This is a genomic window from Flavobacterium sp. PL12 (assembly GCF_039123485.1).
Lineage (GTDB): Bacteria > Bacteroidota > Bacteroidia > Flavobacteriales > Flavobacteriaceae > Flavobacterium > Flavobacterium weaverense.
Map to the genome: position 1 here is coordinate 1 of NZ_JBANDI010000009.1, position 14,353 is coordinate 14,353.

13 protein-coding genes are annotated in these 14,353 nt (G+C 31.4%); 5 read left to right on the forward strand and 8 right to left on the reverse strand.

The genetic code is table 11. The features are described from left to right. Window positions 1–72: 72 nt before the first annotated feature. Window positions 73–174: a YchJ family metal-binding protein gene (locus RCH19_RS05820; protein WP_343022423.1), complete on the forward strand. Its 102-nt coding sequence runs from the start codon at window positions 73–75 to the stop codon at window positions 172–174. A 120-nt stretch (window positions 175–294) separates the two neighbouring features. Here the strand turns inward: RCH19_RS05820 and RCH19_RS05825 are convergent, their stop codons facing one another. The 4 genes from RCH19_RS05825 to RCH19_RS05840 form a co-directional block, all read right to left on the reverse strand. Further along, entirely contained in the window at window positions 295–975 is a 681-nt protein-coding gene (locus RCH19_RS05825; RefSeq protein WP_343022424.1) for a CPBP family intramembrane glutamic endopeptidase, read from the reverse strand. Window positions 976–1,053: 78 nt separating this feature from the next. After that, window positions 1,054–1,686, reverse strand: a complete 633-nt coding sequence (locus RCH19_RS05830) for a cyclic nucleotide-binding domain-containing protein (RefSeq protein ID WP_343022425.1) — start codon at window positions 1,684–1,686, stop codon at window positions 1,054–1,056. 96 nt (window positions 1,687–1,782) lie between these two features. Beyond that, a complete protein-coding gene (locus tag RCH19_RS05835) occupies window positions 1,783–3,099 on the reverse strand; it encodes a DUF2931 family protein (protein ID WP_343022426.1) in 1,317 nt (438 codons plus the stop codon). A 35-nt stretch (window positions 3,100–3,134) separates the two neighbouring features. Then, window positions 3,135–3,545 (reverse strand): hypothetical protein, encoded by a 411-nt coding sequence (locus tag RCH19_RS05840; RefSeq protein WP_343022427.1) that lies wholly within the window; start codon window positions 3,543–3,545, stop codon window positions 3,135–3,137. A 404-nt stretch (window positions 3,546–3,949) separates the two neighbouring features. Between RCH19_RS05840 and RCH19_RS05845 the strand changes: the two genes are divergently transcribed. Next, window positions 3,950–4,876 (forward strand): ADP-ribosylglycohydrolase family protein, encoded by a 927-nt coding sequence (locus tag RCH19_RS05845; protein WP_343022428.1) that lies wholly within the window; start codon window positions 3,950–3,952, stop codon window positions 4,874–4,876. A gap of 52 nt (window positions 4,877–4,928) precedes the next feature. On the opposite strand, the gene RCH19_RS05850 is transcribed toward RCH19_RS05845, so the two are convergent. The 3 genes from RCH19_RS05850 to RCH19_RS05860 all read right to left on the reverse strand — a co-directional run bounded on the left by RCH19_RS05850 (window position 4,929) and on the right by RCH19_RS05860 (window position 8,160). After that, window positions 4,929–5,639 (reverse strand): WG repeat-containing protein, encoded by a 711-nt coding sequence (locus RCH19_RS05850; protein ID WP_343022429.1) that lies wholly within the window; start codon window positions 5,637–5,639, stop codon window positions 4,929–4,931. A gap of 279 nt (window positions 5,640–5,918) precedes the next feature. Further along, window positions 5,919–6,872 carry a Fic family protein gene (locus RCH19_RS05855; protein WP_343022430.1) on the reverse strand — a complete coding sequence of 318 codons (954 nt, stop codon included), beginning with the start codon at window positions 6,870–6,872 and terminating at the stop codon, window positions 5,919–5,921. A 316-nt stretch (window positions 6,873–7,188) separates the two neighbouring features. Further along, window positions 7,189–8,160, reverse strand: coding sequence for a hypothetical protein (locus RCH19_RS05860; RefSeq protein ID WP_343022431.1), 972 nt, complete (start codon window positions 8,158–8,160; stop codon window positions 7,189–7,191). A gap of 357 nt (window positions 8,161–8,517) precedes the next feature. On the opposite strand from RCH19_RS05860, the gene RCH19_RS05865 reads away from it, so the two are divergent. From RCH19_RS05865 to RCH19_RS05875, 3 genes are all read left to right on the forward strand, one after another. Further along, the gene (locus RCH19_RS05865) at window positions 8,518–9,636 is read left to right on the forward strand and encodes a VWA domain-containing protein (RefSeq protein ID WP_343022432.1); all 1,119 of its coding nucleotides are present in this window, start codon (window positions 8,518–8,520) and stop codon (window positions 9,634–9,636) included. 269 nt (window positions 9,637–9,905) lie between these two features. Then, on the forward strand, window positions 9,906–11,369 hold the full coding sequence (locus tag RCH19_RS05870; RefSeq protein WP_343022433.1) for an AAA family ATPase: 1,464 nt from the start codon (window positions 9,906–9,908) through the stop codon (window positions 11,367–11,369). Between the two features lie 645 nt (window positions 11,370–12,014). After that, window positions 12,015–12,608 carry a 2OG-Fe(II) oxygenase family protein gene (locus tag RCH19_RS05875; protein WP_121925684.1) on the forward strand — a complete coding sequence of 198 codons (594 nt, stop codon included), beginning with the start codon at window positions 12,015–12,017 and terminating at the stop codon, window positions 12,606–12,608. A gap of 50 nt (window positions 12,609–12,658) precedes the next feature. On the opposite strand, the gene RCH19_RS05880 is transcribed toward RCH19_RS05875, so the two are convergent. Beyond that, window positions 12,659–13,654, reverse strand: a complete 996-nt coding sequence (locus tag RCH19_RS05880) for a metal-dependent hydrolase (protein ID WP_343022434.1) — start codon at window positions 13,652–13,654, stop codon at window positions 12,659–12,661. Window positions 13,655–14,353 lie beyond the last annotated feature (699 nt).

Sequence of the window (14,353 nt, forward strand, 5' to 3'; positions counted from 1 at the left end):
ACTCTGATAAACACTTAATAATGATGAAAAAATTAACAGCGTAATTAAAAATCGAAATTTAGAATAATACTCTTGTTTTATAGGGGTCAAAACATGAACCACATTCATCACGAACTTTCCACTTTTATATTTGAAAATGGAAATTGGTTCTATGTTGATGGTGAATTTTTCTAAATAAGGTATTCAACTTGTAGAAATTTAGATTTCATATTTAGACTTCAACTTTCTGAGAAATTATTAGATAGATAATATTTATCATTCTTCGAGAAATCTACTATTTTTTAAAAAGGAATTTTAATTATTAATTGCTTTCATCCTTCTTTTTCTAATAATTAAAGCTATTACCCATGTAGCAATTAAAACTATTAGAATGATAATTTTTGTCGAATTCATCTCTGGAAAAAAGTTGTTTAGAGAATGAAAAGCGGACACTGCTAATAATGATTGTGTGCTGTCTGCTACTTTACCAATTCCCCAAGATGCTAATACCAAAATTCCAAAGAATATAATATTACCACTAGTTAGTTCGAAATTCAAGTGCCAAATAAACCAAAGCACTGCTACTATTAGAACATTTACAATTTTTGGTAATGACTTTAATTCCTGTTGCAAAAAGCCACGCCAACCTATTTCTTCTAGAAGTCCGTAGATTAATATTGCAGATATAGCCGTAAAAGAAAAGGTTCCTTTTGTGAAATATTCAACTCCTAAAATTAAAGTAATTGGAAAAATCCAATATAATAAAAAAGGAATTATACCATTTTTGTAATTTCCTTTCAACGAAAGTTTTGGTTTTATTTTGAATATTGAAAAAGCAACTACAGCACCAATAGCCGGTCCAACAGCTTGAAGAATAACTTTTATAAAATCACTGTTTACGTTTTCTAATAAAGCCGTTTTATTAGTTAAATAGCGCAAACCAATTGCAATGATATAAAAAGTAATAATGGCGAAATAGTTAATTTTGGTTTTCATAAGTTCTAGTTTTAATTACATTCCAAAATTAAAAATTCCATTTCGCTAAAAAATTGACTTTGGGTAAGAAATAAAATATTAGGATATTTTTTTTCGAATTCTACTCAAACTTTCAGCAGTAATACCAAGATACGACGCAATTATTTTTAGAGAGGTGCGCTGGAAGATTTCTGGTCGTTCCTTAATTAATTTTAAATAGCGATCTGAAGGTGAGAGCGTTAATAAGTTAATCTGCTCAAATTGTTTCCTGATGAACATCGCATCTGATATGGCTTTCCCTATTAAAAGTCCTTTACTAGATTTTGCGTATAATTCGTTTAAATCTTGGTGACTAATGGACCAGATCACTGAATCTTCTAAACTTTCGGTTTTAATAATAGTAGGTGTTTGTAATAAAAATGATAAGTACTCACTGAAAATATGATTTTCATAATACAAATTAATGCAAACGTCTTTGCCATCAGCCAATACAAAATGTGCTACGGAACCCGAAATTAGAATATTAACGTGTTTCTCCGTTTTATTGTACTCTTTTATAATTTCGTTTTTACTAAATAATCGTGGCTTTACATATTTTGAGAATTCATTCCAAAGACTCAAATCTGCTGAATAATAACGATCAAATATTTCTTTAATCTTTTCTGCTGTTGGTTGTTCCATAGGGTAGGAGATCGCAATTATCTCTATAATAGTTTGTGTAATTGGTTTCAAAAATAGAAAAATAAAAAAATAAATTTACAATCTTCTCTTAAACATCTTAAACTGTAAGATTTCGAAAATGCTGTATTGTAAATTTCCAAATTTCACTTAACGAAGAGATATTTTAATGTCTTCGATTTTTTTGAAATCCAGTATTTTATCTTTGGATTGCAATTGTACTGTTGTTTTTTTTAAATCTGGTCTTATCGTTATAGTAAGATCGAGTGGCTCGTCTGGATTATTTTTTGTTAATTCCTCAAAATGATTAAAGAGCTCTTCTTCATCAAACTGGATAAAGAGTTTATATTTCTTTTGGTTTTTGAAAAAAGTGAACTTAATTAATTTGGTTAAAACCTGCTTTTTGTAGTCTAGCTTAATTACATCCTCATTTTGTATTACAAAAGCTTCGCCATTATAAAAGTAAAAATTGAACGCTGATTTTACATGTCCAAAGTTGTTAGGTTTTACTTTCCAATTGTATTTTTTACGGTATTTAGTAGTCCAAATTCCAAAAGGTATTTTTTCACCATTATGGACAATTCTTCTAAACTGAGGTCTGTCTTCGCAACTGCATGTATCGTTTAAAACTAGCTTTTGTGCTTCTTCAGTTACTTTATCGTCGTCAGTAATTTTGTCAGCACTGATTTCAGTAGCTTTATAAACTCCTATTTCTTTAGACTCATTAACACCAGAAATCCAAATGACAACTTCTCCACCTGGCGCAATACCGGCAACTAAACCGTTGTACAATCCTTTATTCGAACCTTCATTAGTCAAGGTTACTTTATTGTCACGTATAAATCCATCTTTAAAATAGGCAGCAATTTTCTTCTGATCGAGTTTGGTGTATAATTCGTAATACTTATTCTCTAGATAGGAATACCAGTATAGTTGTAAACCATTTGGCACAGGAACTCCACCCGCCATTGATGATTTAAAAGTGGTGTCGCCATTACCCCATTGTGTAGAATATACTTTATTGTCTTCTAGCAAAGTGTAAGGAGTACGATGGCCTCTAATTCCAATTGCAAATCCACTTCCTTCTAGCAATCGAATAGGATAACCTTCGGGCGTCGAAATGCCTTGCTGGTAATCGTAACTCTCTGTTCTTAGATACTCTTGCTCATTGTTAAAAGTAGCTCTTTCCTCAGTAGAACTTAATAGAAGTAAAATAAAGCAAGTCACTATAAGTACGCAGCTCGTGAAAAATATAGAAAGATCACTTCTTTTGAAAATAGCCGCAATTAGTAGTAATAATATAAACTGTACGGGTATGGCAATTAAAATTAAGAAAATTACACCCAGTTCTTGCGGAATATAACTGCTGTTGTTAACAATTTGAAATTGTAACAAAAACAAATATAGTAAAACATTAATCATTGAAATAGCGACCGAAAGTAGAAAGAGTTTTAAGTAATAATTCATCCTATAAATAAGGTTTTGACTTTTTTAAAAGTAAGTTATTTTTTCATTTTAAGAATCAGTTTGCGATACTTTTTAGGATTGAACTCAATTATAGGTTTATGAGCACCATCAAATAAAATCATAGCTGTTCGCTGTGATAGGCTTTCGACGGCGATATAATAAGTTTTATTGTTTACATTAAATTTAAAATCTCTAGCATTAGTTTTTCCAATGTAAAAATCATCTCTCGCAGGTCCGAAAGAATTATACAATTCGTTTGCAATTTTTTCATGTTCGAATGTTCTATCACGTTTCATTTCAATCTTTTCATTTTCTACAAAATAAACGGCTTGATTTGGTTGTGAAATTTCAAAACCAAATTTGGTTTTCGTGTCAGATGGAACTTCTTGAACGTATTTTGGACTGCAGGAAGTGAGTATGAATAAAAGTAATATTGAGAATTTCATTTTTGGCTGGATCGAAATTAATAATTGAAGCTTTAAATCTTTTTTGAAATTTAAATCACTGTAGGATAAATATAGATAAATTTTGGGTTAATAGTTCTAAAACATAAGCGATTTGGAATTATAAAAAACACGCAAATCAGGTAATACTAAAATCAATCAGCAAAACTGTAATTCAATCAATTTTTCGATGAACTGCATAAACTTTTAACAGAATTTATTTTTTAAAAATAGCTATCGAATGTTTTTTTTGTTTCGAAAAAAGCTAATATATTTAAAAACGACAGCGGATCAAACTTTATTTTAACCTTTTATTTTATCCGAAATTAAATAATGTAAAACGTAGCATTCTAATTAAAACAAAATCTAAAAAATTGATTGAATGCTTTAATAAATATTAAAAAAAAATGGAAAATATACTTCAAAAAATTCTTCTAGGAGTAGCTGTTGGTGATGCTGTGGGAGTTCCTGTAGAATTTAACCCAAGGAGTTATTTTAAGGACAATCCAGTAGTGGATATGCAGGAATATGGAACACACGATCAACCAAAAGGCACTTGGTCTGATGACACTTCTTTAACTTTATGTTTAGCAGAAAGTATTGTCGAAGGTTTAGACATGAATCTATTGGCTCAAAAATTTATCGACTGGAGAAACAATAATTATTGGACCGCTCGTGGTTGGGTTTTTGACATTGGAATTGGAACAAGAGTCGCAATCGAGAAGTTAGAAGAAGGAGTGGAACCAGAACTTGCCGGAGGTCCTAATGCACTGGATAATGGAAATGGATCTTTAATGAGAATTTTGCCTTTAATCGTTTACACGAAAGAACTAACAGTTGATGAACGCTTTTTATGGACTAAAAAAGTGTCTTCGTTAACGCATGCACACATTCGCTCGATTATTTCTTGTTTTTATTACCTCGAATTTGCCAAGAAACTTATTGAAGGAATGGATAAATGGCAAGCGTACAACGAACTTCAAAGTGAAATTATAAATTACTTAGAAAGTCAGCAAATAGATGCCGCAGAAATACAACATTTTAGTCGATTATTAAAAAAGGATATTTCTATAGTAAGTGATTTCGAAATTAAAAGTTCTGGTTACGTTATCGATACGTTAGAAGCTTCTATTTGGACAATTCTTACGACTGACTCATATGCTGACGCTGTTTTAAAAGCTGTAAATCTCGGAAATGATACTGATACAACCGCTGCAGTAGTTGGAGGATTAGCTGCTTTGATTTATGGTGTCGAAAATATTCCAACTGAGTGGCTAGAACATTTAGCTAGGAAAACAGATATCGATGATCTCGCTGCAAAATATAATGTCTGAGTATTACGTTCTAATAAAAGTTTTAGATGTCATTTTAAAATGGAAATGTACTCTAAAGCTTTTTGCCTTTTTTATTGATGAAAAACGTTTTGCTTCCAAAAGTGACTTTAGCTTTTCCATCTACGAACTTTTCGGCTTTTATATATTTTAAAGCAATTGCTATTTTGCCGTTTGTGTCTACAAAACCATATTTACTACTTTCATTAATCACAACTGCTAGTCCATCTGAAAAATTTTCCATCCAAATATATTGTAGCGGCACAACAAGTGTTCCTTTGCTATCGATCGCTCCCCACAAATCATTATTTGAAACCAGGCAGAATCCATTTTCAAATCCATTCGCTGCAGATTGATAATTTGAAGGTATTGCAATCGATCCAGATTTATTTATAAAACCGATTTTGTCATTACGATCAAGGAATAACGCGAGTCCTTCGTGGAAATTCCCTACAGCTGAATAATTTAAATTAAATGGAATTGCGATTTGGCCTGTTTTATTAATATATCCAAATTTTCCATTTTGTTTTACAGCAGCTAAACCTTCCGAAAAGTCTTGAGCAAAGTCATAAATAAACTCAATAATAATTTCCTCTTTTTCATTGACAAAACCCCATTTGCCATTTTTTTTGATCTTTGCTAACCCATCATAAAATTCACCTCTTACTTCAGAATCGTTACTTTCTTTATCTTCTCCAACTGTAACTTGCGCAATTAAATTGGCAGATAAAAGTAGCGTGAATAAAAGTATAAAATAGTTTTTCATAGTTCTAGCTTTATAGCATTTTTTAAAGTTACATTAATAATAATTCAAGTGATATTTAAAACTCATTATTTCTATTTTTTAGAATATCAGCGTCGTCAATATAATGATACTATTTAACTATATAATTTTAGAAAGTTTGCGAAGTCATAATTAAACTGCTTTAGAAACTTATTGTTCTAAAAATTGAACATTTTTCGAGTAATCATTTTTTAATAGATTACACTCCTTTGTTAGTCAAAAAATCACTCATAATTTTCAAACAAAATAAAATAGTAACTATTAAATTTTCTTATAGATTGTCGTTTTTTTATCTCCCTGCTTTGTGAGAATTCCTTCGTCTACTGCTTTTTTTAAATCTCTGCTGGCTGTTGCCGAGGATAAATCTTTAAAATAATTTAAATAATCTTTCCTTGTAAATCCATCAATATCAGTTTCCAAAAATATTTGAATTCGATCTTCATTTGAAAGCTTTTTTGCTGAATTATCTAAAAGTTCAAGTAACGATTGATCAATAATGGTTAACATATACTCTATGAATTTAGTTGATTTACCTTCTTTATCCGAAGCAGACAATGCACAATAGTATGCAGTTTGATTTTTTGAAATTAATGTTTCAAACGGTAAAAAACCAAAAACTGGAAATTCCTCCATCAAAATCAAAGTTTGCCATAATCGTCCCATTCTGCCGTTACCATCCATAAACGGATGAATGAATTCCATTTCGTAGTGAAAGACACAGCTTTTTATTAATGCAATCTCAGATTTAACCTTTAAGTACTGAAATAGATCCTTCATTAAAAACGGAACATTTTGATAAGGTGAAGCAATATGCTCTACTATAGAACCTTTTACAATTCCAACGCCCTTTGTTCTATATTTTCCTGCGTTTTCAATAAGATCACTCATTAGCATTTTATGAGCTTTTAAAAAATCTTTTTCTGTGTTATATTTTAGATCATCTAGATTTTTATAAACTTCTAATGCATTCAACACCTCGATTATATCTTTTTGTGGTCCAACAACCCTTTTATTTTCTAATATAGCTGTAATTTGTTGCTCCGAAAGTGTATTTCCTTCAATACTTAATGAGGAGTGAATTGTTTTTATCCGATTTTGTTTTCGCAATGTAGGATTGCTTTTTACTAGATATTTTGCATTAACCTCTCCAATTTTTTCAGAAATTGAAGAAACTAATTTAAGTATTTGCGATGTTATTTCGTAAGGAGGCTTCATGTTTTGATACTATCATTTGATACTATCAAAAGTATAAAATTAATTTGGTTTCTTAAGCGTTTTGAGAATTATTATTCCAGGTGAGAGTTTTGATCGTGTTGTAATGTAAAGTAATAAAAACCAGTTTGAATGTAGAAATTTTTTTATATGCGTATCACCTTACAATAGATTATTTCATAAAATACTGAAATTTTTTTATATGCATTTTATTGTAAAATAAACATATTTTTGCAGTAATATAGAAGTTTTTGCTCATGATTTATATCATTATCGGTTATGGTCATGAACATCTAGTTTCAGAGCTAATATTCTCCTATTATTCTGGGTTTGTGGGTATGTATCTTTCTGTACAATAATTTTCAACTTCTGTATCATTAGCAAAATATTTATCACAAAATTCATCAAGTTCTTTTTCTGCTCCAGAAACATATTTTTCGTTTGCTGTCATAAGTTTTTCAGTTTGTTCAATAAATTTTTCAAACTCTTTATTCATTTTGCAAAGTTTGTCTATTGTCTTAAAATCCAAGTCACGAAAAACTGAAGGATATAAAACTTTACTTTGATAAGGATTTGCATTTAATTCAATAATACCAATTCCAAAAGATTGATTAAGCCTCGCCATTTCTTCATTTAAACTGTCGCTAAATTCAAATGCAACTAAATATCCATAATTTGCCCAGCTCGAATTTGAAACAGCTTGAAAAAAAGCTTTTTTAAGTTCGCTATCGCTATTAATTTCTCTTTTAAGTTCATAAGAAGTTAACTTGAATGTATCCACTCGATTTATTGATTTTAGAAAATTTTGACTTGCTTTTGTCTGCAAATTCAGAAATTTAATACCAATCATATCTGGATGTGTCCATATTTGATTATTGTCTTTACCATTTGATTGTTCGTGAAATATCGTCTTTGAATAAGTGTCAGTATTTTTTAGGTAACTACTCAGTAATTTATGTAAGTCTCTTTCTTCGTACGTTTTTTTTCTATTACTTTTTGATGATTTTATTGAAGGAATTACCGTATCACCGCTCAAAACTTCAATACCTATATTATATTCGTTTTTGGTTAAGTAATAGGAATATGTTGCTCCATTTTGTTTGATTCGTTTAACTCTTGTGTCTCCGTTTCGAATGAAATCTCCTAAAACTGCCGAAATTGTAGAACCAGGAGTTTTAGCAGCTCCAAAGGCATAATAGTTTTTTTCATTAATGTGATTAAGCACGGCCAAATAATTGGTGATGTCGTTAATGTCTTCTAAACTTTTTAATACAGCTTCTTTTAATGTCATTTACTATTTATTTTTATTTCTGTGATTCGTGAGTTTCATTAATGGATGTAATTGAGATAAGAGTTTTTTAAATGCGTTTATCAACCAAAACCCAAATATATAAAATTTTCCTACAAATTCATTTCATCAAGTCAAAGATAAACATCTTTTTAGCACAATTCCCGCGTGAGTGATAGTAGTGTAAATCCTCCCGTTTTTTAGGGAGATTGAAACGGATAGCACGACCGCACTGCAACGCTAGTGAAAGTGCGGACACGCCCAAATTATTATCAAAAAAGCTTCATAAAACTGCATTTAACTAAAAATTAGTAAACGTTCGTTTGAAGGACGCTGCAAAATGATGTAATTTTAAAGTCTATGGAAAATGTAAATAAAAAAGGTTTCTTTTTCAAGCAATATGAAGCGCCATTTCAGTCCCCGTTTGATAAACTCTTTGGGATTTTCAAGGAGTTGATTACGCATACTTCGGGAGATTTTGATGAAGCGATCGACTGGTTGCGGGAATTAGACAAGGAATATAAACTCACCGATGAACAGTATACCATTGATGATTTTATCGAGGATTTAAGGAAAAAAGGATATATCCGTGATGAACTTAAAGAAGACGGAACTTCGGGAACTGGGATTACTGCCAAAACGGAACGTGCGATAAGACAACAGGCTCTGGATACTATTTTTGGGAACTTGAAACGCTCTGGAAGTGGGAATCATAAAACAAAACATGCAGGAAGCGGAGACGAGCATACGGGTGAGTTTCGGGAATTTCATTTTGGAGATGGACTGGAACGAATTTCGTTGACGGAAAGTTTGCGTAATGCCCAAATCAATAATGGTGTTGAGGACTTTATGCTAACCGAAAATGATTTGGTTGTCGAAGAAACGCAGTTTAAATCCCAAATGAGTACGGTGTTGATGATTGATATTAGCCACAGTATGATTTTGTACGGCGAGGATCGAATCACACCTGCTAAAAAAGTGGCAATGGCTCTTACTGAACTAATTACGACACGTTATCCAAAAGATACTTTAGATATTTTAGTTTTTGGAAATGATGCTTGGACGATTCAAATTAGCGATTTACCGTATTTGAAAGTGGGTCCATATCATACAAATACAGTAGCTGGATTGCAATTGGCTATGGATATTTTGCGCCGAAAACGAAATACTAACAAGCAGATTTTCATGATCACTGATGGGAAACCAAGTTGCGTCAGGGAGAAAGATGGTTCCTATTATATGAACAGTAACGGTTTGGATGAATACATTGTAGATAAATGCTACAATCAAGCGCAACAAGCCAGAAAATTACACATTCCTATTACTACGTTTATGATTGCGAATGATCCCTATTTGCAAAAATTTGTAAATCATTTTACGGAAGCGAATCAAGGAAAAGCGTTTTATACGGGTCTAAAAGGACTGGGAGAAATGATATTTGAGGATTATGAGACTAATAGGAAGAAGAGGATAAAGTAGTGGTCAGTGTTCAGTGTTCAGAAATTAGTGGTCAGAAGGCAGTGGTCAGTTGAGTAGAGAGGAAAGAAGGAAGAGGAAAGAAGGAATTGGTCAGTGGTCAGTGGAAGAAAGAGTAAAGAAGAAAGACTACGAGAGCAAAGAGGAAAGATGAAAGAAAGTAGTAATTAGTTAAAAATATATTTAGAGAATAGCAGTTAAAAAATATAAAAATTAATCTTGGTGAACTTAGCGGAAAAACTTTGTGAACCTTGTGGTTAAAAAAAACAAACATGAAAATAGAAAATATAAAAACACTCGGGGAATTAAAAAAATCAGGTTACGAAAGCAAAAGCATCAAAGATGAATTGCGTTCGAATTTGAGAGAGAAGATTAAAGCGGGACAAACTACTTTTGAAGGAGTTCACGGTTTTGAGAATACTGTTATTCCAGAGTTGGAGCGAGCGATTTTGTCACGTCATAACATCAATTTATTAGGTCTTCGTGGTCAAGCCAAAACGAGATTAGCAAGGAAGATGATTGAGTTGCTAGATGAGTATATTCCTTATGTTGAAGGTTCTGAGATCAATGATGACCCGTTGAAACCGATTTCGCGTTTTGCGAAAGATTTAATTGAAAGCAAAGGAGATGAAACGCCAATTTCGTGGTTGCATCGAAGTGATCGTTTTTTTGAAAAACTAGCGACGCCAGATGTTACTGTTGCGGATTTAATAGGCGATGTCGATCCTATTAAAGCGGCTAATTTGAAACTTTCTTATGCGGATGATCGTGTGATTCACTTTGGTATGATTCCAAGAGCAAATCGCTGTATTTTTGTAATCAACGAATTACCCGATTTACAAGCTAGAATCCAAGTTGCATTATTTAACATTTTGCAGGAAGGTGATATCCAAATTAGAGGTTTCAAATTAAGAATGCCTCTGGATATGCAGTTTGTATTTACAGCTAACCCTGAAGATTATACGAATAGAGGAAGTATTGTAACACCACTGAAAGACAGAATAGGTTCTCAAATCTTGACGCATTATCCTGACACGATTAAAATTGCAAGAACGATTACAGAGCAGGAAGCAAAGTTAGATGCGTTACAGAACGACATGGTTTACGTTCCTTCGTTAGCGAGAGATTTACTGGAGCAAGTTAGTTTTGAAGCTAGAGAAAGTGAATATATTGATAACAAAAGCGGAATTAGTGCTCGTTTGAGTATTACAGCTTTTGAGAATTTATTAAGTACTGCCGAAAGAAGAGCTTTAAAATCTGGTGATGATAAAACTACTGTTCGTTTGTCAGATTTTATGGGAATAATTCCATCGATTACGGGTAAAGTAGAATTAGTTTATGAAGGAGAGCAAGAAGGAGCTGCGGTAGTTGCGCAACACTTATTAGGTGATGCGATTCATACTTTTTTCCCTGCTTATTTTCCAAAAATTGAGAAACTGGAAAAAGAGGATCAAAAAACAGCGTACACAGATATTATTGAGTGGTTCTTTGCCGAAAGTGGTTTTGAATTACTAGATGATTGTACGGATGCTGAATACCAAAGAATTTTGGGAAGTATTGTTCCACTTGAAATCTTAATCAAGAAATACCAACCGCAACTCGCCAATGAAGATAAATTCTTTATGAAGGAGTTTATTTTATGGGCTTTAGTTGAATATAAAAAACTGAGTAAAGACCGCTTCTCAGAAGGCTATCAGTTCAAGGATATTTACGGTAGTTTTATCAGTAAATTATAAAGTAAAAAGGGTTTAGATTTATTTCTAAACCCTTTTTTTATGTGATTTTTAGTAGAAGTTAGATACGAATTGCAAGAGGTTGTAAGACGGCAATAATAGATAGTTTTTTCAAAAAAAAGGTAGACACGAATTACACGAATGTGCACGAATATTTTAATTTGAAAAATTTCACTAATTCCCACTCGTGTGATGATTAATATTAATTTTTGACTTAACAGTTGTAATTAGTGATAATCTGTGGAATTCTTGGTAAAAATATCGTTATGATTTAAAACAGACACGAATTACACGAATTTGCACGAATGTTATAATTTGAATAATTACACGAATTTTCTTTCTTACGAGAATTCGCTTTGATTATTGCAACAGTAGTTTTAATTAGTGATAATTCGTGAAATTCGTGTGAAAAAATTAAAACAACCATAAATTGCGCAAATTTTATAATTGATAATTAATAGTGGTTTTATCATTAGTAGAATTTATTTTAAATTTATTTGATAATTATTTTAATTAGTGATAATTCGTGAAATTCGTGTGAAAATTTTTTTCTTCTCTGGCGTTATATTTATTTCACAATTAAGTAATGCTATTTTTTTTTATTCTACTTTTGCTCGTTGGCGGTCTAAGCAGTCAATGAAAATTGACATGGAAAATAATTTCGAGACTTTGATAGCCACTTATATTGAAAATAAAGTAGGTATATCTGAGCATTTCTTGAGTAATACTTTGGCGAATAACTTAAAGCTAAATTTAATTGCTCTCAACACTAAAAGTTTATTGGTAGAAGCAGGAATAGGAAATGCCGAAAAGGTCTCTTACGATGGAGCGATTCGGAGTGATTCTATTTATTGGTTGGATAAAAAACACAATAACGCCTTTGAAAATGAATTCTTTGCCCAAATAGAAGAATTTATTTTATATCTCAACCGAAGTTGCTACGCCGGAATTACAAGCTATGAATTTCATTATTCCTTATACGAATCGGGTGATTTCTATTTAAAACATCTCGATCAGTTTAAAAGCAATCCCAGCCGAAAATACTCTATGATTAGCTATTTGAATGCTGATTGGAAAGAAAGTGATGGTGGCGAACTCCTTATTCATCAAATAGATAACAATCAAAAAATAGCGCCAACACAAGGTAAAACTGTTTTCTTTAAAAGTGATGAATTAGTTCACGAAGTTCTAGTTACACAAAATACTAGAATGAGTATTACGGGATGGTTGAAGAGTGATTAATTTCTTAGTTGCTTAATAAATCAATAGTAAAAAGATATACTCTCCTAAAATTAATTCCCTTTTAAGCGAGTGAATATCTTTTGTAGTAATCTCTTTCCATCTCGTTTGCTTTTAGGAACTTCGATAGCTTTTAATTCAGAGTTGTTTTGAACAAACTGGTAACTAAAAGCAAATTGTGGGTTCGTTGGATTGTCATTCAATAAACCGAAGCGCAGATCATTAAAGTATAAGCTTTGGTCTTTTTGGGAAATAATATACCAACCTTCGCTGGCTTGTTTGAGTTTTTCAAAATCAGAATTCCCTTTTAACTGCTTTTCTAAAGTTTTATTTTTGCTGTAAGCAGTAAATGAAGTAGCCTGAGTATCAAAAAGGGAATAATCACTCAGTAAATAATTATCATCAGTTGCTACGTTCGCATTCCATAAAATCAAGTTGAAAGCAGTTGGTTTTACAATTATTTCTGAATATTGAATTTCTTGATTTTTTAATGCTTTTTCGAATTGAGACAAAGCGTATAACTTTATAAAGCAAGATAATAGCAGATAGGAACTACTAATTAGTAATCCTCTTTTGATGTATTTATAACGAAGAATTGTACGTTTCGTTTTCCACAAATATATCAATGAAATTAATAGTGGAATCGTGTACAAAGGATCTATTACGAAAATAGTTTTTAAAGCAAATCGTTGTTCGAGCGGCCATAGGATTTGGGTACCCCAAGAAGTGAACATATCCAGCAAAACGTGTGTGAATAATCCCCAAAAAGCCATGTTTGTAGCAGTGAAAAAACTAATTTTTTCTTTTTCAATCTTTGAAATTAACCAACCAAAAAACGGACTGACTAGAACAAATAGAAAGAGGGAATGACTAATACCTCGATGAATGAGAACTGCATCTACAGGATTTAAGAATTGTCCAACCAAAACATCTAAATCTGGCAATGTTCCTAAAATCGCACCATATAAAAAGGTTTTGTTTTTAAGCTGCTTACCAGCGCAAAATTCTGCAACGGCAATTCCTAGAACGATTTGAGTAAAAGAATCCATACTGCGAAAGTAAGTCTTATCAATCGACTACCCAATTGTAGTGATGTAAATGTTGATAAATGCGCTTACTTAACTTTTCTTTTTTTAGCCGTAGATCAATTGAACAAAATTGATTTTAATCTGTGAAAATCTGTGGCTATCTTCTCGCACTGAAAGTAAATAATTTGTTTAGCGCTCTTACTTTGTCAATTATTTCCGTAAATTCTATTTATTAGCCACAGATTAAAAGAATTAAATTGATTTAATTTTGTGTAAATCAGTGAAATTTGTTCTTAAATTATTTATAATCAATATGTTAATTTATTTTTATTCGTAATTTTTTATCTAATCAAATTCTTTTATTTAGCCAGAGAGTAATAGAACTAAAATGATTTTAATCTGTGAAAATCTGTGAAATCTGTGGCTACCTTCTCGCACTGAAAGTAAATAATTTGTTTTGCGCTCATACTTTGTTAATTATCTCCGTAAATTCTATTAATTAGCCACAGATTAAAAGAATTAAAATGATTTTAATTTGTGAAAATCTGTGAAATTTGTGGTGAAATTTTAGGATTAAAAGTAAATAATTTGTTTTGCGTTCTTACATTGTCAATTATTTCCGTAAATTCTATTTATTAGCCACAGGTTTATAGAACTAAATTGATTTTAATCTGTAAAAATCTGTAGCTAAATTCTCGTACTGAAAGTAAATAATTTGTT